Below are 23,557 nucleotides of genomic sequence, written 5' to 3' on the forward strand. Positions count from 1 at the left end.
GTTAATAGTAGTTAAAGGTGAGTTTAAGGAGAAAGCCCCATGCTCGAAGATTGCAAAAATGCCCTGGAGCGCTGGGGAGGCGTGCATACCCTGATTGACCGCTGGCTGGATCAGCGCCGTCAGCTATTGGTCAGCTTTATCGAGCTGAAAGAAGCGTGTGATGCTGAACTGGAAGCAGTGAGCAAAGCACCTATCGATACGTTTAGTGAAAAGCTAATGGATTACATCAGCGCTGGCCACTTTGAGATTTACCCTCAGCTCTCAGAAGAGGCACGGGCCTTCGGCGATGAGGGCGCCCTGGTCATCGCGGAGAAGTTGCTCGAGCGTTTAGACATGTCCACTGAAATGGTATTGGAGTTCGATACCGACTTTGGCTCCACGCTTCACTGCGAGCAAAATATCGCCCGCCTACCGGCCTGGATCGATCGCTTAGCTCGCGGCCTTACCGAACGCTTCGCGCTGGAAGACCAGTTGATCGCGCGCTTACACGCCGTTCACAGCCCGCAGCACACCAAAGCACCCGCTTAACCTGAGATTGCTTCGCTTCGCAACGACACATCACCTGTGATTGTGAGGAGCTCAGCGACGCGGCAATCTCTTTAGCGGTAGCACAACCCCAAGATTGCTTCGCTTCGCTTCGCTCGCAATGACATGGCGGGGCTCGCGATGACATGGCGATGCTGGCAATGACACGTTTATCCGCCATTACTGGTGTTTACGCAGCTTACCCCCAATCACCAGCATGCAGGGGGTAAGTAGCAGGGTAAGCGCGGTGCCGAACGTGAGTCCCCCGGCAATGGCGCTAGACATTTGCGTCCACCACTGTGCGGAAGGGGCGTTAAAGCCTAGGGCCGGGGTGAATAGATCAACATTGACCCCCAGCACCATCGGCATGAGTCCCAGCACTGTGGTAATCGCCGTTAACAGCACCGGGCGCAAGCGTAAACAGCCTGCTTCGAGCGCGGCTTCGCCGGGTGTCAAGCCTTGGCCACGCAGTTCGTTGTAGGTATCGATCAAGACAATGTTGTTATTGACCACGATACCCGCCAAGGCAATGACACCCATCCCCACCATGACAATGCCGAAGGCCTGCCCGGTAATCAGCAGGCCCATGAGCACACCTGCGGTGGAGAACACAATCGCTGACAGCACCAGCCCCGCCTGATAAAAGCTATTGAATTGAGTAACCAGAATCAGCGCCATCAAACCGATAGCAATCATGAACGCGCTGGCTAAGAATTGCATCGACTCCTGCTGATCCTCCTGCTCGCCCGCCACGTTGACCATCAGGCCGTCAGGCAAGCGGTCGCTGCCTGCCGCTAGCAGGGCGTTCAGGCGTTCATCGGCGAGATAGCCAGGGGCAAGGTCGGCGTCTATCGTAATGGCACGTCGGCCATCGATGCGATTCAGGGTGCCGACCTTCGGTGCCGGTTCCAGGGTCACAAAATGCGAGATCGGTACTTGGCCCCGCTGGGTATTGATCGTCAATCGCTCCAACTGATCCAGCGAGCGCCAGTTCTGCGGCAGGCGCACCCGGATATCCACTTCATCGCTGACTTCGGGCGGGCGATAACTAGCCACCTGAAGGCCGGTCGTCAGCAGCTGTACTGCGCTACCAATAGTTGTCACATCGGTACCCATGCGCGCCGCGGCTTCACGATCCACATTAACCCGCCATTCCACACCAGGTAGACTGCGGTTATCCTGAATATCGGTAAAGCCTCCCAGCTCGCGCATTAGTTGGGTTAGCTGGTTCACGCCCGCATCGGCGACATCGGGATTAGTGGCGCTCACTTCAAGTACGATCGGCTTGCCACCGCCGGGGCCCATCTCCTGCTCCTGAAATTCCAGCGTAATACCGGGAATATCCCGGGTGCGCTCGGCCATGTCATCCAAAATGGCCTGGGCAGGGCGACGCTCATTCCAGTCGATAAACTGGAACTGCAGCATGCCAATCACGTCGTTGCCCATCTGCTCGTTAGGCACCGCAAAAGAGCGGGCATATAGCGCCCGCACTTCACTCATGCCGGATAGTTTGGCTTCTACCCGCTGCACAATGGCGTCGGTTTCCAGGGCAGAGAAGTCGCCTCGGGCGCGCACCAGTACCTGAGCGCTGTCGGGCTCTACGGCTGGGAAGAAGTCGACACCGTGGTTAAAGCGCGCATAGCCGGTATACAGCAGCGCCATAAGCAGTACAGTCACCAGCAGTACCCAGGCAGGGTGCATAAGTAGCCTTGCCAGCAGGTGGCGATAGCCGCGCCCAAAGGCGGTCGTCGCCTCATCCTGATCAGCGCCTGCCGTCGTTGCGGTAGTACGCGTAAACAGGCGCCCAAGAGTCGGTAAGAACACCAGCGCCATGGCCAGCGATGCCAGTAGGCATAAAATCACTGTGGCGGGTAGGTACTTCATAAACTGACCGACCACGCCGGGCCAGAACAGCAAGGGAATAAATACGGCAAGCGTAGTGGCCGTCGAGGCAATCACCGGCCAGCTCATGCGCGAAGCGGCGTTAAGCCACGCTTGATGTGGCGTTTGCCCATCGCGCAAGTGGCGGTCGGCAAGTTCACTGACGACGATAGCCCCGTCGACCAGCATGCCCGCCACCAGAATCAGCGCGAACAGCACCACGATATTAAGCGTAAAACCAAACGCCCAGACCAGCAGAATGCCGGTTAAGAAGGCGCCGGGAATGGTAAGACCCACCAGGAGCGCCATGCGCCAGCCCATCACCGCGACCACCACAATCAGCACCAGCACTACGGCGGTCAGTACATTGTTGAGCAGCTCGGAGAGCATATTCTCAACGGTGGTCGACTCATCCAGAATAGTGGTGAAACGCAGTTGCTCGGGAAGCAAATCATCCGCTTCGGCTAAGCGGTCACGGACTGCACCAATGGTAGCGATGATATTCGCCCCGGCGCGCTTGGAAACCTCCAGTACCACTGCGGGCTGGCTGTCAATGCGGGCAAAGCCTTCCGGCTCTTTATAGGTGGGGTTAATCCATGCCACATCGCCAAAGGTGACCACGCGATCCTCGTCGACCTTGACCGGCATATTCATGACATCCTCGAGGGACTCGATAATGCCGGGGACTTTCAACGCCAAGCGGCCCGCGCCGGTATCCAAGCTGCCCGCTGCTACCAAGCGGTTATTGCGCGACACCTGATTAAACAGCGCATCAAAATCGACCCCATAGCTCTCCAATACCAGCGGATCAACGACTATTTCCAGCAGGTCTTCCCGCTCACCGGCAATGTCGACTTCCAGCACGTCGGCGATGCCCTCGATCTCTTCCTGCAGGCGCCGGGCAATCGTCATGCGTTCCCGGGTATCCAGTTGCCCGGAGAGGCCAATGGTCAACACCGGAAACTCCGACACATTGACTTCCATCACGCGAGGCTCATCGGCCTCGTCAGGCAACTCGCTACGGGCAATATCCACGCGATCACGCACGTCGGTCAGCGCGGTGTCGGGATCAAAACCGGGGTCGAACTCCAGCGTAATCGAGCCATGCCCCTCGCTGGACTGGGCGGTGAACTTGCGCAATCCCTCAATGCCACGCAGCTCCTGCTCCATGGGACGAATTAACAGCCGCTCGCCATCCTCGGGGCTAACCCCCTCCAGTGACAGCGAGACATAAATCATCGGGATGGTGACGTCGGGGTTGGCTTCTTTAGGGATCATCTGCCAGGCAGTGATGCCCGCCAGCAGCAGACTTACTAACAGCAGCATCGTCGTTCGGGTATGGGCTAGCGCCGCATCAATCAACTGGCGCATGGACGCTATCCTGTTCCGCTGGCTGTGAAATAATTGCCTCATCAGCAGGCACCGGGGTGACCGTTTCGCCGGTCTCCACCATGCCTGCGCCTAATGTAATCAGGCGCAGCGGGTCGGGAAGGCCAGTCACATAGGCGCGCTGTATATCGGCACTCACCAGTTCCACGGCGGTTTGCTGCACCTGATCGTTGTCATCCAGATGCTTGACCGCCAGTTGGCCTTCGCTATTCAAGCTCAACAGCGCAGGCGAAAGGGTGTGCACTTGGCGGGGAGGCAGCGTAATCGTCAGCTCTGCACTGCCGCCTGCCAGGCGTTTGCCGGCTGGGTTGTCCAGTGTGGCTTCGATATAAAAGCTACGCGTGGCCTCTTCGGCGCGGTGGCTGATAAAGGTCAGCTCGCCTTCTAAGTGATCGCCATTAAGCAGCCGGGCGGTCACCGGCAGCCCTACGCTTAAATCACCAACCTGCTGCTGCGAAACCCAGGCGGCCCCTTTCAAGCGGCGGTCATCGACTAACTGCCCCCACTCTTCGCCGGGTTGGAGCAGGTCGCCTAGTTCCACCTGAACCCGATTGAGCACGCCATCAAACGGCGCGGTGGGACGGCTGTCATCCAGCTGCTTCTGCAGTTGCGCCACCGAGGCGGCGCTGGCGCTTAGTGCGCTCTGCAGGCGGAGCAGTTCTGGCTGCGAAATCAGCTCTCGTTGGCGCAGATTGCGCGCCCCGGCATACTCCGCTTCGGCTACCGCTAGCTCGTCCCGGGCCTGCTTTAGCTGCTCGGGCAGGGCATCGTTATCCAGCACCAGTAGCGTATCGCCCGCATTTACACGACTGCCTTGCGCGACTGGCTTCTCAGCCACAAAGCCCGCGATGTTGGCACGCAGGGTGGTTTCGCGCTCTGCCGTCAATTGGCCCTGAACAATTTGCTCGGGAATAAAGGCGGTGCTCTGCTGCACGACAATTTCGACACGCGTACCTTCTTCGCTGGGTGCCGGGGCGTCTGGGGGTGTGGTTTGAAAGCGCTGAAAATTACCAAACGCGAGCCATATCACTAATGCCAGAACTAGTAGACTAGCCAAGGCATAAGAAAACGGGATTTTTCGCATGGAGCATCCATGTCCTTAGCAAAACAAGAAAGGAGGGTATAAAGCCGAAGATACCATAGCGCAACTCAACCTTTTCAGCGAGTAGCAAGCCGCTGAGTGGATGGCAAGTATGACAAATCGCCGGCATGTCGATAGATAGTATGTCTATAGATAGTAGTCTCATGTCTGATTGAGTTTTTGTCCGGCTGGGCATACCATCTTTGCGTCTTGAGTTCTGTTAAGCCACTCCTCAGGCGAGAACCATCCCTAGGCGAACCAATCAAGGAGCAATGATGAAAGATCCAGTACGTATTGCGATTACCGGCGGCGCCGGTCAGATCAGCTACTCTCTTATTTTCCGCATCGCCGCTGGCGACATGTTGGGGCCGGATCAGCCTGTCATTCTCCAGCTTCTGGAAATTCCCCAGGCAATGGACGCCCTGAACGGCGTGGTTATGGAAGTCAACGACTGTGCCTTCCCGCTGGTACAAGACATTGTTGCCACCGACGACCCGAACGTCGCGTTCAAAGACGCTGATTTCGCCCTGCTGGTCGGCGCTCGTCCGCGTGGCCCAGGCATGGAGCGTAAAGACCTGCTGGAAGCCAACGCAGCGATCTTCTCCGTGCAAGGTAAAGCGCTGAACGATCACGCCAGCCGTGATGTGAAAGTGCTGGTTGTCGGTAACCCGGCCAACACCAACGCGCTGATTGCTTCCTGCAACGCACCGGACCTGGATGCAGGCCAGTTCACTGCCATGACGCGTTTGGATCACAACCGCGCCCTGACCCAGCTGGCTCAGAAAACCGGCAAGCACGTCACTGACGTTGAAAACATGATCATCTGGGGCAACCACAGTGCCACCCAGTATCCGGATCTGGCCCAGTGCAAAGTCGACGGCAAGGCAGCGTTCGATCTGGTTGAACGCGACTGGTACGAAAACGACTTTATCCCCACCGTGCAGCAGCGCGGCGCGGCGATCATCAAAGCACGTGGCGCTTCCTCTGCCGCTTCTGCTGCCTCTTCCGCCATCGACCATATGCACGACTGGGCGCTGGGTTCCAAAGGCATCGTCAGCATGGCGATTCCGTCCGACGGCAGCTACGGCATCGACGAGGGCATCATCTACTCCTACCCAGTGCGTTGTCAGGGTGGCAAATATGAAATCGTTCAAGGCTTCGAAATTGACGAATTCAGCCAAGAGAAGATGAAAGCCACCGAGAAAGAGTTGCGCGAAGAGCGTGCAGCCGTCGAGCATCTGCTCGGCTAAACGCGCCTGCCGGTTTATATGCGCGGCGATAAACGCAAAACCCCGCAAGCTTGGCTTGCGGGGTTTTTTATTATGGTTTATTCCTCAACACTCACAAGCCTCAATCCCGCAAACTCATGATCCGCCACTGGCGTTCTTTGGCGATTTCGCGGAGGGTGTCGTCGGGGTCGACGGCGACGGGGTGCTCGACTATTTCTAACAGCGGCAAATCATTGTGCGAGTCGCTATAGAACCATGCGCCTTCCATGGTCAGGTCTTGATCTTCCAGCCACTTTTCTAAGCGGGTGACTTTGCCTTCGCGGTAGCTGGGAATGCCCGAAACGCGACCCGTGTAGCGGCCCTCTTTGACCTCCGGGTTCACCGCGATTAAGTGATCGACACCCAAGCGCTCGGCAATCGGTGCAGTAATAAAGCGGTTGGTGGCGGTAATAATCAGCAGCGTATCGCCTTTGGTGCGGTGGCGCGCCAGCAGCTCTTCCGCTTTGGGCAGGATGTTTGGCTCGATTTTGCTGGCCATAAACTGCTGGTGCCATGCCGAAAGCTGTTCAGGGGAGTTGTCGGCCAAGGGCTTAAGCGCCATTTCCAAAAAGGCGGCCATATCTAGGGTGCCCGCATTGTAATCGGCCATGAAGCGCTCATTGGCTTCCCGGTAGGCAACCGGATCGACTGCCCCTTGTTCGAGTAAAAACTCGCCCCAGGCATGATCGCTGTCGATGGATAGCAGCGTATTATCCAAATCGAAAATGGCCAGACTCACGGCGCTCCCCTTTTTAGTCAGTGATAGTAAGTGGTTAGTGTGTAAAAGCCGTTGTTAAGGCAAATAGCGGACGCGGATTATCGCAGAGTCGCACTGCCATTCCCACCAGCGATACGGGTAATACGAAGTAAGCATTCACCACTTAGCGTTATATTGTATTGATACGCTTGTCACCCTTGTGGAAAAATGGGGACAACTGAAAATTTATAAGGTGATGTCCGTGATCGACGCTGACGGCTTTCGCCCCAATGTTGGCATTATCATTGCCAATAGCCAGGGGCAGCTGCTTTGGGCGCGTCGGGTAGGACAAAATGCGTGGCAATTTCCCCAGGGGGGCATCAATGCAAGCGAGACGCCACAACAAGCACTTTTTCGTGAGCTTTACGAAGAGATCGGCCTAACCGCCGAGGATGTTGATATTGTTGCCTGCACCCGGGGCTGGCTACGCTACCGTCTGCCACGACGTATGATTCGCACGCATTCGCGTCCGGTCTGTATAGGCCAGAAGCAAAAGTGGTTTTTACTTAAAATCCGTTGCCTGGAAAGCCAAATATGTATGACGGCAACCCCAACACCTGAGTTTGATGGGTGGCGGTGGGTAAGCTACTGGTACCCGCTAGGGCAGGTAGTGCCTTTTAAGCGAGAGGTGTATCGGCGCGCGCTGCGAGAGTTGTCTCCGCGCGTTCAGCGCCTGGCACAGGATGAAGATTAGGGCGATGGACCGCTGCCCCAATTAGGGCCGCGGCAGTTTGCCAGGAAATTCCTCAGCGAGGCAAATAATAGTGAAAAGTAAAACGTCCATGCTTGAGGTGCTGCGCCGAGTGATTCAGGAAGTGAATGGCGCGCGCAACCTCGACGCCGCGCTGTCCACGATGGTACGCCGAATTCGTAAAGCGATGCAGACCGATGTGTGCTCCTTCTATCTCTACGACAAGGAGCTTGAGTCGCTGGTATTGATGGAAACTATTGGCTTGCGTACCCAAGCAGTAGGGCGCGTAGTGCTTCCGTTAGGCGAAGGCCTGGTGGGTTTGGTAGCTAAACGCAGCGAGCCGCTTAACCTCGAGGATGCCCAGACCCACCCGCAATTCCGCTATTTTGAAGCCACTGGAGAAGAGCGCTACTCCAGCTTTTTAGGCGTGCCTATTATCCACCAGCGGCTGATGCTCGGCGTGCTGGTTGTTCAGCAAGCCGAAAAACGCCGCTACGACGATGAAGATGAAGCCTTCCTGGTCACCATGGCTGCGCAACTGGCAGGCGTATTAGCGCACGCCTTAGCGACAGGTAACCTGCTGCGCCCGGCACTTGCCGGTGGGCAGGCAATGTTTAAAGGTGTGGCTGCCTCGCCGGGTATGGCCATGGGAGAAGCGGTGGTGATTACCCCGCCTTCCGATCTCAATAGCGTGCCGGATCTCATTCCAAGCGATCAGGACTATGAGGTCGAGCGCTTGAAGGAGGCGATCGGTAAAACCCGCAGCGAAATTCGTGCGGCGGCCGAGCGCTTGGCAAGTCGTATCTCTGCACAGGAGCTGGCGCTGTTTGATGTTTATCAGCAAATGCTTGGCGAAGCAGCGCTGGCCGACGAAGTGGAAAAGCGCATTCGCGAAGGGCAGTGGGCGCCTGGCGCCCTGGCTGACGTAGTGCGACGCCACGTGCAGTACTTAGAGCGCGTTGACGATAACTACCTGCGTGAGCGCGCCGCCGATATTCGCGATCTGGGCCGCCGCGTGTTGGCACACTTGCAGGAAGACACGCCGTCCACGCCGGAAACCTACCCCGATAACGCGATCTTGGTCGGCGACGAAATTAGCGTGGCCATGCTGGGTGAGGTCCCCCGCGAGAAGCTCAAAGGGCTGGTCTCGGTACGCGGTTCCAGCACTTCTCACGTGGCGATTGTCGCCCGCGCCATGGGCATTCCTACGGTGCTGGGCATGGTGGATTTACCGCTGCCGCGCCTAGGTGGTGCACCGGTGGTGCTGGATGGTCACCGTGGCCGCCTGTTTGTACGCCCAGCGCCTGAACTGAAAGCACGCTATGAAAGTTTGATTGCTGAAGAGATTGCGCTGAGCGAGTTGTTAGAGCACGAACAAGATCTACCCAGCGCCACCCCCGACGGCCACGCCATGCCGCTAATGGTGAATACCGGGTTGGCGGTCGATGCCACCGCGCTGCTTAAAAGCCGTATCGGTGGGGTGGGGCTCTATCGTACAGAAGTGCCGTTTATGATTACCGAACGCTTCCCCGGCGAAAAAGAGCAAACCAAGCTCTATCGCGACCAGCTTGAAGGCTTTGCGCCGCTGCCGGTGGTGATGCGAACTCTGGATATTGGTGGCGACAAAGATCTGCCTTATTTCCCGATTGAAGAGGCCAACCCGTTCCTTGGATGGCGCGGTATGCGCGTGACGCTGGATCACCCCGAAGTGCTGATGGTGCAACTGCGTGCGATGCTTAAAGCCTCCATCGACCTGGATAACCTCTACGTCCTCTTCCCGATGATCACCAACGTCGAAGAAGTAGACGAAGCGTTGCGGCTGCTGGATCGTGCCATTCTAGAGCTGGGCGAAGAGGGCATTACCGTCGTCAGGCCCAAGGTCGGCGTGATGATTGAAGTGCCCGCCACTATTTACCAAATGGACGCGCTGGCGAAGCGAGTCGACTTCTTCTCTGTGGGCAGCAACGATTTAACCCAGTACTTACTGGCGGTGGATCGCAACAACCCACGGGTATCGAGTCTTTACGATGCGCTGCATCCGGCGTTGCTCGGTGCCTTGTTGGAACTTGCCACTGATGCCACGCGGCTCAATAAGCCCATTTCGCTATGCGGTGAATTGGCCGGCGACCCAGCCGGGGCGCTGCTACTCATGGCCATGGGCTTTACCAGTCTCTCCATGAATGCACCAAGCCTGCCTAAAGTGCGCGCGGCCATTCGCCGAGTACCGCTTAGCGATGCCCAGCAACTGCTCAAAGAAGTCATGGAGCTGGATACGCCTGCTCAGGTGCACACTCATCTAGAGGGATGTATGGATGAGTGGCAGCTATCGCACCTTATGCCGCCCCGTGACTGATTTTTATGCAAATCTTAGGACGTTGATTCTAGCGAATCGCTGGGCAATGCCAGGGTAGTTTCACCCTCAAAGCGACCCAATGGCCCAAAGCGCTGCTCGGTGATTTCAATGTGCCCGTGGCTATCCAGGGTTAGCCACGAGGTGGCGCGGGTGCCATAGCGCTCGCCGACTATAAACGCCGCTGAGAGTTGACGCTCCAGCTCAAGCCCCACACCCGTATCCGGAAGCTCCTCAACAGCCGCTTCTTGCGGGTTCTGCATTGCACGCTGAAGAGCGGTAGGCCATGTCTGGGTGGGGTCTGGTTGTGAAAGCGTGTGCTCAAGCGCACTACGCACATGTAAAAGCTTCGGCCAGGGCGAGTTGAGGTTGGCATTGGATAGGCCGTGCACGCCGGGGGCTACCTCGTTGAGGGCCAAATGATTTCTGCCCCGGTGTAGATGCCAAAGCCGCGTTGGCGTCGCCACTAACAAATTGAACCCTGCATAGCGCAGTGCTTCGCCCTCGCTGAGTGTGATTAGCCACGCTTCAATATCGCCACACTGCAAGGCATTGGCGACCAGCTCACCCCGGCTTGGGGCGCCAGGAGGCATGCTTAGTTGTAGGTCACGTACGTTGGTTAGGGTTGCCACGATACCGCCGCGTCTGGCCGCCAGCCACGAGCCACCAGCCTCTAAATCACGCCCACCAAAAAGCTTGGGGTTATCTTTCCACACCCCAAGCGGCGCGGTGGGGCGCGCATGGAACTCATCCCGGTTACCCATCAGCCGCAAAGGCATGGGCGTGCCGGGTTGCCAAGCAAACGATATTAAGCACATAACAAACTCGTAGGCGATTAGGGTGGAAAGCGTTCAACGCAAGAGCAGCATGACAGTAATGAAGCGCAGACGTACACTGACCTCAGTACGGTTACATCAGTACTATTAGATCAGTTTTATGTTTGTAGCATAAATCGTCACGCTGAAGGGTGTCTGTTTCGGCAAATAGTCCAAGGTTTAATCAGTGGTCGCGTAACCTGCGGCCTTGCGGCCAATAGGAAGGCGGGATCATGCAACGCTATCAACGGGAACACTTTTGGAACGCCATTATTTGGCCTCTGCTGTGGCCCTTGCTGCTTGTGCAGGCGTCCCTCGTTGTTCTTTGCCTGGTAGTTGGCGTCATGATGTGGTGGATGTCCCCAAGCTATACCTCCTGGAGCACCATGCTGTGGTTAATGGCGGCTCTGCTCATTGGCAGTAGTCTGAATGTTGGCGCCTTTCTTATGCTGGTTAAAGCGCATGCCCGGCGCAACGATGCTCGTTTTATGCACGAACTCACCGAACTTGAACGGCATAGTCAGGCATTGTGTACCACCGCAGTGCGTTCGCTACCTGAATATCAATGTTCACCGTCGGATGCCGCCGACGAATTTCATTCCCCCCTCAAGCGGTTGGCCAGTGTTAATGAAGCGCTATTGGATCTTGAGCGCTCTATACGCTGCTCGCAAGTGGTCAGCTCGGCTACTAAGAACACTCAGCAAGAGCATGAGCAAACGTTGTTGGACGACTTTCAGTACCAGCAACGACAGCTTAAACACTTGAAGGCTGGGCGAGAAAGAGCGCGGGAGGAGTCGCGGTTGAAATCCGGCTATTTAACGCTCCTGCAGAATGAAACGAATAACTTGTTAGACCATTTGAATGCCATGGCTGAAAAAGAGATTACTGATAATTGTCGGCAAAATGTCTTGGAAGTATACGAGCACGTGTCGGATATTCGCGCCCTATTAGCCAATCTCGTTCAGCAAGATTCTGAACAAGAGGATGGATATAGCGCTTTAGGCGATGAGGCAAAGGGAGTCGATAACGAGCGTGTCGTGACGCAGCACAGTTTGCGTGTACTGGTCGTCGACGATGGGCCGGTAAATTTGATGTTGGCGCGGCAAATGCTTGAAGCCCAAGGTCTGCAGGTGGAAGGCGTCAGCAGCGGAGAGCAGGCGCTGGAGCGTCAACAAAGTGGTCGCTTTGATTTGGTCTTTATGGACATTTTCATGCCCACCCTGGACGGTCTTGAAACCACCCGACGCTGGCGCGAGTTCGAGCGCAGCCGCGGCAGCACTCAAAGCGTGCTGGTCGCGCTGACGGCCAACGTCGACAATGCGGGGCACGACGCCTGTCTGGCTGCAGGCATGGATGACCTGCTCGCCAAACCGTATCAACCCGAAACCCTCCTTAATATGATTGCTTACTGGTTTCCAGGTACGATTAAAACGACTTTGCCTGAATGACTATCATTATGGCGTTATCGATTTACTTAACCCTAGGAGCCGTCGCAGGCACCATGGCCGGTGTGTTTGGCGTGGGGGGCGGGCTTATTATTGTTCCCGTGCTGGTATTTGCATTTGAGCTGCAAAACATCGCCTCAGAAATCACTATGCATTTAGCCATTGGTACCTCACTCGCCACTATTCTAGTCACTGGTTCGTCGTCAACCCTGGGCCATTTCCGGCGGGGCAGCATTCACGGTGCTTGGCTTAAAGCACTGCTGCCAGGGTTGGTATTAGGTGCCGTCGCCGGGGTGTTTATTGCTGATAATCTCTCCGGCTCGTCACTGGGAACTATGTTTGGCATCTTTGTTCTACTCATTGCTACCAAAATGGTGTTTGGTTTAACGCCCAAGCCCGGCAGTGTCGCGCCACGCAACTGGGTAATGGCCCTGGCCGGTGGGGCGATTGGTGTTGTTTCAGCGCTGTTTGGGATTGGCGGCGGCGCGATGACGGTGCCGCTTCTGTCACGCTGTGGCGCTAGCATGACACAGGCAGTGGGTACGGCAGCAGCGGTTGGCCTGCCTATCGCGCTAGTGGGAGCGCTGACGTTTATCGTGGTGGGGTGGGGGAATTCTTTATTGCCTGCCTGGGCGACTGGCTTTGTAATGTGGCCAGCATTCTTCAGTATTGTGGTCACCAGCGTTCCATTTGCCCGCTTAGGCGTTAAACTGGCCCACGTTTTGCCTGCCCATGTGCTACGGCTCTCCTTCGCGTTACTGCTGGCAGTGGTAGGGGTTCGCTTCCTGCTCTCCTAGCCTGTGACTATTCGGCTTGCGACTGGGCGCTTCAAATACTTCCTTTGGTCAGATTAGAGAGTGTAAATGATTAATTACCCAACGATTGACCCAGTGGCTATTTCCTTGGGGCCGCTGCAAGTCCATTGGTATGGCCTAATGTACGTAGTGGGTTTTGTTGCCGCCTGGTGGCTCGGTTGCCGGCGCGCATCGCGTATCGGCCTCAATAATGACGATATCGGTGATTTGCTTTTCTACTGTGCGGTCGGTGTCGTTGCCGGTGGGCGCTTAGGGTATGCGCTGTTCTACGGACTAGGGCAGTGGACAGCCGATCCGCTGTGGATCTTCCGCGTATGGGACGGCGGCATGAGTTTCCACGGCGGCCTCCTCGGCGTACTGCTCGCTGCCTGGATATTCGCTCGGCGTAAGCAGCTGGCCTTCATAACGCTGACCGATTTTATCGCCCCGCTAGTACCCATTGGCTTAGGCGCCGGGCGTATTGGTAACTTTATCAACCACGAGCTGCCGGGCCGCCTGACCTCGCTACCGTGGGGTATGCCGTTTCCCGGCATGGGGCCTGAACCGCGCCACCCTTCAGCGCTGTATGAGGCGCTGTTAGAAGGCGTCGTACTGTTTGCCATTCTCTGGTGGGCCTCCGCCAAACCAACCTCGCGGGGCTTTTTATCCGGGCTATTTCTAGTTGGCTACGGCGTATTCCGCTTTATGGTCGAGTTTGTCCGTATGCCCGACGCCCACATCGGCTTTATCGCTTTCGGCTGGGTCACTATGGGTATGCTGCTCACGCTCCCAATGATTGCGCTGGGCCTGGTTATCATCACCTGGTCGCGCTCCCAGCCAGTGGACGTAAAAATCCAAAATGCATAAAGGGAAAGGTGGTTAACTAGCTGGTCGAAAAGAGGGGTAATCTTCGCATTGCCCCTTATGACCTCACCACCTAGAATAAACCGCTACATCGCCTGTTAATTTGGAAATTCTGTGACTGCTACAACGCCTGCGCTTGAACAACCCTATTTAGACTTGATGCAAACCGTTCTGGAGCATGGCGTTGACCGCCACGACCGTACAGGCGTGGGTACGCGCTCCGTGTTTGGCCATCAAATGCGCTTCGATTTATCGCGTGGTTTTCCGCTACTGACCACCAAAAAACTCCACCTGCGTTCTATTATTCACGAACTCCTATGGTTCCTGAAAGGCGACACCAACATCGCCTACCTGAAAGAGAACGGAGTGCGGATTTGGGACGAGTGGGCTGATGAAAACGGCGACCTAGGCCCCGTTTACGGCTACCAGTGGCGCAGTTGGCCTGACCCTAAAGGCGGCAGCGTTGACCAAATTGCCAAGGTGCTTGGGCAAATTCGCACCTCGCCCCAGTCGCGCCGTCTGATTGTTTCTGCCTGGAACCCGGCCCAGGTCGATGAAATGCAGCTTCCGCCTTGCCACTGCCTGTTCCAGTTCTACGTCGCCAACGGCAAGCTGTCGTGCCAGCTCTATCAGCGCAGCGCCGACATTTTTCTCGGTGTGCCGTTTAATATCGCCAGCTACGCCTTGCTGCTGACTATGGTCGCCCAAGTGACCGGTCTGCAACCCGGTGAGTTTATCCACACCCTGGGCGATGCGCACCTGTACAGTAACCACCTTGAACAAGCCAAAGAACAGCTGTCGCGTACGCCCCATGCAGCACCTAAGCTGGTGCTTAATCCAGAGATTGATGACCTGTTCGCATTCCGTTTTGAAGACATCTACATTGACGCTTACGAGGCGCATCCGCACATCAAAGCCGAGGTGGCGGTATGAGCCAGCAAAACGATATGGTTAAGCAAAACGATAGCTTCGACTCCTTGGTGCCCGTGGCAATGATTGTTGCCATGGCAAAAAACCGCGTGATCGGCGTAGAGGGCAAGTTGCCTTGGTACCTGCCTGAAGATTTAAAGTTCTTTAAGCGCATCACCCAGGCAAAACCGCTGGTGATGGGGCGTAAAACCTACGCTTCCATTGGCAAGCCGCTGCCGAATCGGCTTAATGTAGTGGTCACCCGCAACGCCGAGTTTTCCCACGAAGGCGTACGCGTGTGTCACGACCTACCCGCAGCGCTAGAACTCGCCGACCAGCACGCCACCATTGAGGCGGCAGAAGAGATCATGGTCATGGGGGGCGGAGAGATTTATCGCCAGGCGTTACCCTTTGCCCAGCGGCTTTACATAACGGAAGTGGACATAGATGTTGAAGGCGACGCAACGTTTCCTGACGTCGACCCCAGCGAGTGGCAGGAAGTACAGCGCGTAGCAGGGCAACCAGCAGAAGGGCAGCCAAGCTATGATTTTGTGGTCTACGAGCGCATCGCCGACTGAAAAGGGTAAAGGAGAAGGCTATGGCCGCCAGCTTAATGAACATGTTTGATGACTTAGAAACGCGTCTAGAACGCACACAAGCTGAGCTACAGGCCCTGCGCGAAGAAAACCAGTGGCTAAAGCAGCAATTGGCGCTGAAAGACGACGGCCAAGTGCAATGCGTGCCAAGCCCGGAAACCGCGGCTGTAATAGAGCCAGAGAAGCATAGCGAAGCCACTCCCGACCTTGATTCGCCAGCGCTCGATGAAGAGGCTTCTGAAAAACAAGCCGACTCACCAGCTGCCGCTGAAACGCCTGACACACCTTCGCCGCATGCCTTGCTTAATCAATGGTACGAGCGCTACCCCAAAGCGTTTTTTAAGGGGCACACCAAACCGCTAAAAGTCGGCATTCACCAAGAGCTTGCAGAGCGTGAAGAGTGGCCCAACAAGTTGATTCGTCGCGCCTTAGCCAACTATGTGAATCTTCCGCGCTATATAAAAGCTGTGCGAGAGGGGGCAGAAAGGGTAGATTTGGATGGTCAGCCTGCTGGCAAGGTCGATAAAGAAGCAGCACTGCATGCATCAGAAAAACGTGGTGATCAGAAAGAGACTAAGCAGCCCAAAAAAGCGCAACTCAAATCGAAGCCTGTCGCTCCAAAGCCACCCAAAGAGGCGGTAAAACAGGCCGAGAGTGAAAAAAGTGAGACGCGTAAGCAGCTTAGCATGGAAGACAAACTACTAGGCTTACAGCAGAAATTTAAAGGCCGCTGAGACCAGGCATGGAGCCAAGGGTTCCATTAAAAAGTGAAAATAGTAAAGAAACACTGTTTTTTTCTATTGCGTTCACTGGAATCCCGGTATAGAGTTCGTCTTGCGAGCATTGGACTATAACAAGGCTTTGTTGAGGACATGCCGCATACCCCCGGGAAAAACCGGAGGATGGGAAAAGAGCATGGCCCGCAAAAGCCAACTGCCAGCTCTTTAAGAGCTGAGCACTAACGATCGAAACAGTTTACGAGTTAAGGAACTTACATCATGAAAAAAACACTTTTAGCGACTGCTATCGTCGGCGCCATGGGTGCCTCTGCAGCAGCCCAAGCTGGCACCGTTTATGACCAAGACGGCACCAAGCTGGATCTTTACGGCCGTGTCGTTTATGGCATCACCACTGGTGGCCCTGAAGACGCTCCGGGCGCTGGCGAGAAGACAGACGGCTCCGAGTTTGTTGATCTGGGTTCTCGTTTTGGCTTTATTGCCAACCACGAAGTTACCCGCGACATGAGCGTTTTTGCTCGCATGGAATTCCGTGGTGATGCTGACGCCCAGAACGCCAATGGTTTCGATACCGTTCGTAACACCTATCTGGGTGTTAAAAGTAACTCTTGGGGTTCGGTTCAGGCCGGTAACTTCGACAGCGTTTACTACCGTTCTGGCGACGTGATTTTCGATGTGCCGGAAAATGCAGGCTGGGAACAACTGGGTGCTATTGCAGCCGACAGCCGCGGTGATGCGATTTCTTACTCCACACCGGATCTTTCTGGCTTCCGTGCTCACGTTCAAGCTAAGCACCTCTCCGGTAACGGTGACGTTGTAGCTGGTCAAGATAACAGCTCTACCTGGACGACTGCAGCGGCTGTCGACTACACCATTAACGACCTTTACATGTCATTGGGCTACAGCCAAGGCAAGGATGTATCTGATCGTGGTGCTAGCTACGATGGCGGCGACCCTTATGCGGACGACGTTCCTTATGCGGCTGGTGAAGATCTGTTCGGCTTCTTCGCTAACTATGACTTCACCGATGCCTTCAGCATGCGCTTCAAGTACGAGCAGATCACTGACACTCTCAGCGATGAAGAACTGGCCGCTCGCGGAAGGTTTGACGCTGAAGAAAGCATTGCCGGTTTGGGTGCGACCTACGACTACGGCATGGGTGAAATCTACGGCCAGTACGCACGTATTGGTATGGCAGCTGATGATGCAGACGACAAGGATCGCTGGATGCTTGGCGGTAACTACCGCTTCAGCCAGCCGATGTACGTCTTTGCCGAAGTCTACCAGCAAGACGACGGTACTGACTTAGACAATTCCGTACGTGATAACATCCGTAACCTCGACGACGAAATCCTGACTACTGTCGGCGTACGTTACGACTTCTAAGCTAGGTTTAAACACCTCGCTTAAAGGGTAACTGCTTAGCAGAACCCATAGAACCGGCCTCTTTCGAGGCCGGTTTTTTTGTTTACGTATATTACTTCGGAGAAATAGTCGGTTGGATGGCATAATTCGAGGGTGCTCTCCATATTGCGGGCGTTATTCAGCTTATTAATTGCTATTATTTTTCAGTAAAAGATACGGACACCGATACAGAAGTATTGATGAGACCGCGCATTTACTTTGAGGAAGTGAGTAATGGAAGCCGTTTTAAAAGCGTTTTATGAACAACAGCCGAATGCCAGCGTTTCTAATCAGCGTGTGGCGTTTGGAACCTCCGGTCATCGCGGACGTTCCCTCGAGTGCACCTTTAACGCCTCGCATATTTACGCGATCACCCAGGCGGTAGTCGATTATCGCCTTGAGGAAGGCTATCAGGGGCCGCTGTTTTTAGGTTTCGATACCCACGCGCTTTCGCGCCCTGCCTGGGAGTGCGCGCTGCAGGTGTTGGCCGCCAATCGGGTACCGGTATTTGTCGAGAAAGATCACGGCTATACTGCTACGCCGCTAATTAGCCAGGCGATTCTGCACCACAACCGCCCTCAAGGGCAGGCGGTGCCCAATATGGCACTAGCGGATGGCTTAATCATTACGCCTTCGCATAACCCGCCGGAAGATGGCGGCATAAAGTACAACCCGCACCACGGTGGCCCAGCGGATACCGATGCCACCGGTTGGATTGAGCAGCGCGCCAACGCTTATCTGCTGCGCCAATTAGAAGACGTGCCCACCGTGCCCGTTGACGAGGCGCTTGCCCATGCTCAAGAGTATGATTTCACCGCACATTACGTCGCCAAGCTCGGTAGCGTGGTCGATATTGCCGCGATTCAGGATGCGAACTTAGCTTTAGGCGCCGACCCTATGGGCGGTACGGCGTTGCCGGTATGGCAGGCGGTAGCGGCGCATTACCGCCTAAACCTTGAAGTGGTAAACACGACGGTGGATGCTGAGTTTGCATTTATGCCACCGGATCATGACGGCAAAATCCGCATGGATTGTTCAAGCCCTGCGGCGATGGCCAATCTGCTCAAGATTAAAGACCGCTTCGATATTGCTTTCGGTAACGACCCCGATGCTGACCGCCACGGTATTGTCGATGCCAACGGCCTGATGAACCCGAACCACTTTTTGGCGGTGTGCATCGATTACCTAATGACCCACCGCCCCGAATGGACTGCTAGCTTAAAAGTCGGCAAGACGCTGGTATCGTCTTCAATGATTGATCGAGTCGTAGCTTCTCACCAGCGCGAGTTGTATGAAGTGCCCGTGGGCTTTAAGTGGTTTGTGGAAGGTCTGCACGAAGGCTGGCTGGCCTTTGGCGGCGAAGAGAGCGCCGGCGCTAGTTTGCTAACCCGCGACGGCAAGGCGTGGTCCACCGATAAAGACGGAATTGTGCTGTGTTTGCTGGCGGCAGAAATCATGTCGGTCACCGGTAAAACACCCAGCGAGTATTACCGCACGCTCACCGAGCGTTTCGGCGAGCCTTTCTATAAGCGTGTAGATACTACCTGTTCACCCGAAGAGAAAGCGGCGTTTAAAAACCTGACTGCCGAGAGCGTGACCGAGCAGCAACTTGCGGGTGATCCGATTACTGCCGTGCTTGTCAACGCGCCCGGTAATGGCGCTGCTATTGGTGGTATCAAGGTCACCACCGAGAACGGTTGGTTTGCCGCCCGCCCCAGCGGCACGGAATCGCTTTATAAAGTCTATGCCGAAAGTTTCAAAGGCGAGCAGCACTTAGATGAGTTGATTGAAAACGCCAAAACGCTGTTAGCCAAGGTGTTGAAAGGGTAGTTCTTTATCCGTCGTTAGAGCGCCCATTCACTGCTCATTTTTTTGTAGGCTATTCACTGCTATATCAAGGTGCTGAGGCCTGTTAAGCACATTAAGCAAGACGATGGCTCGCTCTTCCCCTTTGCAGCGTGTAAAGATAGCTTCGAGGTCTTTGAAGGGGCCGTCGGTGATGGTGACTTTCTCACCAGCGCTGAAGTAGGTGTGGATGCCTTCCTGGTGGTGTGGCTGAGCACGGAGGGTTTCAACGAGCTGTGAGGGTACTGCGACAGGCCTGTTGCCGAAGGTAATCAGACGCAGAACGCCGCGGGTGGAGCGAATGGGCCCCCAGTTGCTGGCTACCTGATCTAAACAGATAAACAGGTAGTAGGGGAATAGCGGTTCGGTCACGACAGTGAGCTTACCCTGGCGTTTTCGTTGGCTACTCAGCACAGGGTGAAACACTTCATAACCTTGGTTGGTGAGATGTTCGGCGGCGCGAAACGATTCACCGCCTTTGCATTGAATAACGTACCAAGAAGGTATCGTATCCTCTGCGTCGCTGAAAGAATCCATCCGTTCGTCCTTTGGCATAGCGCTTATTTACTGTGTGTACTTCAACGAGCTGGCTACGGTAGCATCTTGTCTTATGCATGTACCGTTCTATCAATTTTTTTCTCGCAGTCTTCCAAGCGCTTTGAAACCTGTAGTTTAGGGGGCTTGTTAGGCGCTTGCGTTAATGTTTAGCTCCTTACTTCAATGTGGCGGTCATGTAAAGATCGCGCAGGGTTGATACCTGTCAACGTATGCTAGATTATAATGTTGGTAAAATTGTCTGATAAAAGTTTGGCCTCTATTACCACCACCCGTAGTAACAGCAAATGGATATACATTCTGCAGTTAATCTATAAATTTTGGGGCAGTCAGTGCGTCTCGCTGCCCCGCTGAAACGCATGCATATCTCCCGCTCCTTAAGAGGCCGGCTACTGCTGGGCCTTGCGGCTACCTGGTTTTTGGTCGTTACCCTACTTTTGGGCATGTCCTGGCAATTGGGTAAAACCATGGTGCAAGAAACCAATATGTCGCACCTGCGTTATGAAGCCACTCTTTTGGCAGATGAAGTCACCCAACAGATTGAGCTACGTTTTCAGGCATTGGAGCGCCTGCGTGGAAGCATTGGTGCAACCAATGATGAGGGTTGGATCAGCTATCAATTGCAGCAAAACGATAGTCTGCTGGCCTGGTTCGAGGGAATTGTCGTTGTTAATCGCGAGGGTACGGTCGTGGCCGATTGGCCCGCGATCGTTGGAAGAGTGGGGCTCGACACCACAGAGCTTGAGTACTTTCATATGCTGCGCGGTACGCTTCGACCCTATGTAAGTGAGCCGTTTGAAGGGCGAGCTAGTGGGGTGCCCATGGTCCTGGTTAGTGTTCCTCGCCTTACGGAACAAGGTGAGTTTGATGGCTTTGTGGCAGGCATTCTTAGCCTTGATTCAGGGGGGGTCTTTAGTCGTTTAGCCAAGGTGCGCTTGGGCGAAAATGGCTATGCGGGCATTGCTACTGCGTCGGGAAAAATCTTGTATCACCCAGATCGCTCGTTAATTAATGCGCCCGTCCCTGACAAGTCATTCAACCCTGGGTTGGATCTGGCCCGGGACGGCTGGGAAGGAGACAGCATTGGTCAATTATTAAATGGTCAAATGGCGCTACAGTCCTATGCCCAGATATGGCCTGCCAACTGGGTGGTGGGTCTCTACATGCCGGTACAGCAAGCGCAACTGCCCTTGGCTGGCTTTATCCAGCAATTGTGGTGGTTATGGGTACTTTTTGCGCTTTCCATGTTGCCCCTCCTGTGGTGGATGTTGGGCCGAGAGCTTTCGCCCTTGAGACATTTGGAAAAGCAGATTGGTGAAGTGGGGCTCGGCTACCGAGAGAACGTCAGCCTTGCTACCAATATGCAAGAGTTGCAGCAGGTAGCGAGCACCTTCAACCGAGTAGAAGAAGAGCGTCAGCTTTTACTTGGTAATCTTCAAGAACGTGAGGCGTTTCTAGACTCGGTGCTCAATGCCGCGCCTCAAGGCATGTTTGTCGCCAATATGAACGGCGACATTACCTATATGAACCCCGCGTTATTAGAAATGCTGGGGGTTTCCGCTGACGCACCCATGGAGACATGGCTAACGCAGATCCATAATGATGATATCGTCGGTGCCAAGGATTTGTGGCTGCATAGCCTGCGCACTGGTAATGATTTTGTTCGTCAATTGAGGTTTTTACGCAGCGATAAAGAGCTGCTGTGGCTGGATATTCATGCCCGCGTGGTCACGCTTTCTCAAGATGGCCATACCCTTGGTTTAGTCGGCGTTGTAAAAGACATTACCGAGCGCCGCGAGCAGGAAGCTATTCAGCGTTGGGAGGCGGAGCACGATCCGTTAACCGGGCTGTTGAATCGCCGTGGCTTCGAGCGCCGCTTGGAAGAAGCCTTTGCCGATTTCCAAAAAACCAGTACGCCGTCAGCTCTTCTGCTGTTTGATTTAGACCACTTCAAACCTATCAATGACGAAGGCGGCCATGCCCTAGGCGACGAAATGTTACGCCGTATTGCGCAGGTGGTGGCTTGGGAAGTGCGTCGTAGTGACCATGTGGCTCGCCAAGGGGGGGACGAGTTTGGCGTGCTGCTCCCCAGCTGCACCCTGGCGCAGGCGATGAGGATCGCAGAGTCATTGCGTCAATCGGTCAGCGAAATCTCCGTCACTCATGCAGGCAAAGAGTACATAGTCACTTTAAGTATCGGCGTGACGACCTTCGATGAAGTTGACTCTAGTGTGGTCGATGTTTTGGCGCGCGCCGATGCCGGTAGCTACAAAGCCAAAGAGCACGGGCGCGATGGGGTTGTGGTTAATATGCCCCATGATGATGTCATGGAGCTTTTCGACTCGCAGAAATAATCTCTTAAAAACGTTCAAAATTGCTGTATTAAGCCTAGAGCGCTTTTTGGTCGACAAAACTTGCTCAGCAGTAGAGTATAAGCGGGAACTAATTTGTTGTTTGAAGCCGTTATTAAATCAAGGCTGACCGAGAAACTGTTGTGAACCTACTTGAACTGTTTGCCCGCACGCTTGATGTCACGCTGCCTGTATTCACGATGGTATTTTTAGGCCTAGCCCTAAAGCGCTTGAAATGGATCGATAGCGCTTTTGTCTCGACCGCTTCGGCACTGGTATTTAGAGCAACACTCCCTACCTTGATTTTCCTCAGTCTGATAAAAGCCGACTTAAGCGTCGCGCTGGACGTTTCGCTGATGGTGTTTTTTGCTGCTGCTACGCTCGGCCAGTTCCTGCTCAGTTGGGCATGGGCGCACTACCGTGTTGCTCGCCAGGATCGCGGTATTTACGTTCAGGGCGCGTTTCGCGGTAATTGCGGGGTAGTGGGCTTAGCATTAGCGGCGGGGATGTACGGTAACTATGGCCTGTCGGCGGGCAGCCTTCTGCTGGGCGTGGTGATTGTGATGTACAACGCGCTTTCGGTTGTCGTACTGGCATTCTACCAACCTGGCCAGGCCACCGATTGGCGTAGCCTGCTCAAGCATGTAGCAAAAAATCCGCTAATTATTTCCGTATTTGCGGCATTACCCTTCACCGCGCTCTCGATTCCGCTGCCCAGTTGGGTGATTACCTCGGGGGACTATTTTGCCTCGTTAACACTCCCTCTGGCGTTGATCTGTATTGGCGCGACGCTCTCCGTTTCAAGCATGCGCAACAGCAGCCAAGTGGCACTAGGCGCTAGCTTGATGAAGATGGTAACGCTACCGATACTCTCTACATTGGCGGCCTGGATGATGGGTTTTTCAGGCGAACAGCTGGGCTTGCTGTTCCTCTTCTTTGCCAGTCCCACCGCCGCCGCCAGCTTTGTGATGGTGAAAGCGATAGGCGGCAATGTACCACTAGCGGCCAATATCATCGCCATCACCACGCTGATGGCGAGCATTACCGTTACACTGGGCGTCTTTGCTCTGCGCTTACTCGGTTGGATATAGGGTTGAATAGCGCCAACGCGATTGGCCCTGCCTAAGCCGACGCGTTATACTACGCGCCCGCCAGTTTAGAACGAATAAGTTAGAGCGATTAAGTCCCTGTAGCTCAGTAGGATAGAGCAGCCGCCTCCTAAGCGGCAGGTCGCAGGTTCGACTCCTGCCAGGGACGCCATTCCCATCGCAAAGCCTCCTCAGCGTTAACCTGAACCCCT

19 protein-coding genes and 1 tRNA gene are annotated in these 23,557 nt (G+C 55.0%); 15 read left to right on the forward strand and 5 right to left on the reverse strand.

Annotated features, from left to right (window positions below; all coding sequences use genetic code 11):
* Window positions 1-39: 39 nt before the first annotated feature.
* Window positions 40-528, forward strand: a complete 489-nt coding sequence (gene rsd, locus QEN58_RS06375; RefSeq protein WP_280106295.1) for a sigma D regulator — start codon at window positions 40-42, stop codon at window positions 526-528.
* A 177-nt stretch (window positions 529-705) separates the two neighbouring features.
* Here the strand turns inward: rsd and QEN58_RS06380 are convergent, their stop codons facing one another.
* A complete protein-coding gene (locus tag QEN58_RS06380; protein ID WP_280106296.1) occupies window positions 706-3,777 on the reverse strand; it encodes an efflux RND transporter permease subunit in 3,072 nt (1,023 codons plus the stop codon).
* A complete protein-coding gene (locus QEN58_RS06385) occupies window positions 3,761-4,879 on the reverse strand; it encodes an efflux RND transporter periplasmic adaptor subunit (RefSeq protein WP_280106297.1) in 1,119 nt (372 codons plus the stop codon). Before QEN58_RS06385 ends, QEN58_RS06380 begins: the two co-directional genes overlap by 17 nt.
* A gap of 272 nt (window positions 4,880-5,151) precedes the next feature.
* Between QEN58_RS06385 and QEN58_RS06390 the strand changes: the two genes are divergently transcribed.
* Window positions 5,152-6,126, forward strand: coding sequence for a malate dehydrogenase (locus QEN58_RS06390; protein ID WP_022519687.1), 975 nt, complete (start codon window positions 5,152-5,154; stop codon window positions 6,124-6,126).
* A gap of 100 nt (window positions 6,127-6,226) precedes the next feature.
* Here QEN58_RS06390 and QEN58_RS06395 read toward each other — a convergent pair whose 3' ends face one another.
* Complete coding sequence (locus QEN58_RS06395) at window positions 6,227-6,883, reverse strand: histidinol-phosphatase (protein ID WP_009288657.1); 657 nt, start codon at window positions 6,881-6,883, stop codon at window positions 6,227-6,229.
* A 220-nt stretch (window positions 6,884-7,103) separates the two neighbouring features.
* On the opposite strand from QEN58_RS06395, the gene rppH reads away from it, so the two are divergent.
* Complete coding sequence (gene rppH / locus QEN58_RS06400) at window positions 7,104-7,595, forward strand: RNA pyrophosphohydrolase (protein ID WP_280106298.1); 492 nt, start codon at window positions 7,104-7,106, stop codon at window positions 7,593-7,595.
* Between the two features lie 88 nt (window positions 7,596-7,683).
* On the forward strand, window positions 7,684-9,945 hold the full coding sequence (ptsP, locus tag QEN58_RS06405; RefSeq protein ID WP_280106903.1) for a phosphoenolpyruvate--protein phosphotransferase: 2,262 nt from the start codon (window positions 7,684-7,686) through the stop codon (window positions 9,943-9,945).
* A gap of 14 nt (window positions 9,946-9,959) precedes the next feature.
* Here the strand turns inward: ptsP and QEN58_RS06410 are convergent, their stop codons facing one another.
* Window positions 9,960-10,760, reverse strand: coding sequence for an NRDE family protein (locus QEN58_RS06410; protein ID WP_280106299.1), 801 nt, complete (start codon window positions 10,758-10,760; stop codon window positions 9,960-9,962).
* 230 nt (window positions 10,761-10,990) lie between these two features.
* On the opposite strand from QEN58_RS06410, the gene QEN58_RS06415 reads away from it, so the two are divergent.
* The 8 genes from QEN58_RS06415 (at window position 10,991) to pgm (ending at window position 19,336) form a co-directional block, all read left to right on the forward strand.
* Window positions 10,991-12,205, forward strand: coding sequence for a response regulator (locus tag QEN58_RS06415; protein ID WP_280106300.1), 1,215 nt, complete (start codon window positions 10,991-10,993; stop codon window positions 12,203-12,205).
* 8 nt (window positions 12,206-12,213) lie between these two features.
* Window positions 12,214-12,999 (forward strand): sulfite exporter TauE/SafE family protein, encoded by a 786-nt coding sequence (locus QEN58_RS06420; RefSeq protein ID WP_425270306.1) that lies wholly within the window; start codon window positions 12,214-12,216, stop codon window positions 12,997-12,999.
* 66 nt (window positions 13,000-13,065) lie between these two features.
* Window positions 13,066-13,863, forward strand: coding sequence for a prolipoprotein diacylglyceryl transferase (lgt, locus tag QEN58_RS06425; RefSeq protein ID WP_280106302.1), 798 nt, complete (start codon window positions 13,066-13,068; stop codon window positions 13,861-13,863).
* 111 nt (window positions 13,864-13,974) lie between these two features.
* Window positions 13,975-14,793, forward strand: coding sequence for a thymidylate synthase (locus QEN58_RS06430; protein ID WP_280106303.1), 819 nt, complete (start codon window positions 13,975-13,977; stop codon window positions 14,791-14,793).
* Window positions 14,790-15,347: a dihydrofolate reductase gene (locus tag QEN58_RS06435; protein WP_280106304.1), complete on the forward strand. Its 558-nt coding sequence runs from the start codon at window positions 14,790-14,792 to the stop codon at window positions 15,345-15,347. The genes QEN58_RS06430 and QEN58_RS06435 overlap by 4 nt, the downstream gene beginning before the upstream one ends.
* A 20-nt stretch (window positions 15,348-15,367) precedes the next feature.
* Window positions 15,368-16,099 carry a ProQ/FINO family protein gene (locus QEN58_RS06440; protein WP_280106305.1) on the forward strand — a complete coding sequence of 244 codons (732 nt, stop codon included), beginning with the start codon at window positions 15,368-15,370 and terminating at the stop codon, window positions 16,097-16,099.
* A gap of 264 nt (window positions 16,100-16,363) precedes the next feature.
* Window positions 16,364-17,488, forward strand: coding sequence for a porin (locus tag QEN58_RS06445; protein WP_280106306.1), 1,125 nt, complete (start codon window positions 16,364-16,366; stop codon window positions 17,486-17,488).
* A gap of 252 nt (window positions 17,489-17,740) precedes the next feature.
* Window positions 17,741-19,336, forward strand: coding sequence for a phosphoglucomutase (alpha-D-glucose-1,6-bisphosphate-dependent) (pgm, locus tag QEN58_RS06450; RefSeq protein ID WP_280106307.1), 1,596 nt, complete (start codon window positions 17,741-17,743; stop codon window positions 19,334-19,336).
* Window positions 19,337-19,363: 27 nt separating this feature from the next.
* Here pgm and rfaH read toward each other — a convergent pair whose 3' ends face one another.
* On the reverse strand, window positions 19,364-19,888 hold the full coding sequence (rfaH, locus tag QEN58_RS06455) for a transcription/translation regulatory transformer protein RfaH (RefSeq protein WP_280106308.1): 525 nt from the start codon (window positions 19,886-19,888) through the stop codon (window positions 19,364-19,366).
* Between the two features lie 350 nt (window positions 19,889-20,238).
* Between rfaH and QEN58_RS06460 the strand changes: the two genes are divergently transcribed.
* From QEN58_RS06460 to QEN58_RS06470, 3 genes are all read left to right on the forward strand, one after another.
* Entirely contained in the window at window positions 20,239-22,260 is a 2,022-nt protein-coding gene (locus QEN58_RS06460; protein ID WP_425270307.1) for a diguanylate cyclase, read from the forward strand.
* Window positions 22,261-22,400: 140 nt separating this feature from the next.
* Window positions 22,401-23,348 carry an AEC family transporter gene (locus tag QEN58_RS06465; protein WP_280106309.1) on the forward strand — a complete coding sequence of 316 codons (948 nt, stop codon included), beginning with the start codon at window positions 22,401-22,403 and terminating at the stop codon, window positions 23,346-23,348.
* Between the two features lie 92 nt (window positions 23,349-23,440).
* Window positions 23,441-23,517 (forward strand) — tRNA-Arg (locus QEN58_RS06470).
* The last annotated feature ends 40 nt before the right edge of the window (window positions 23,518-23,557 follow it).

Origin of the sequence: Halomonas alkaliantarctica (assembly GCF_029854215.1) — a bacterium.
GTDB classification, from domain to species: Bacteria; Pseudomonadota; Gammaproteobacteria; order Pseudomonadales; family Halomonadaceae; genus Vreelandella; species Vreelandella alkaliantarctica_A.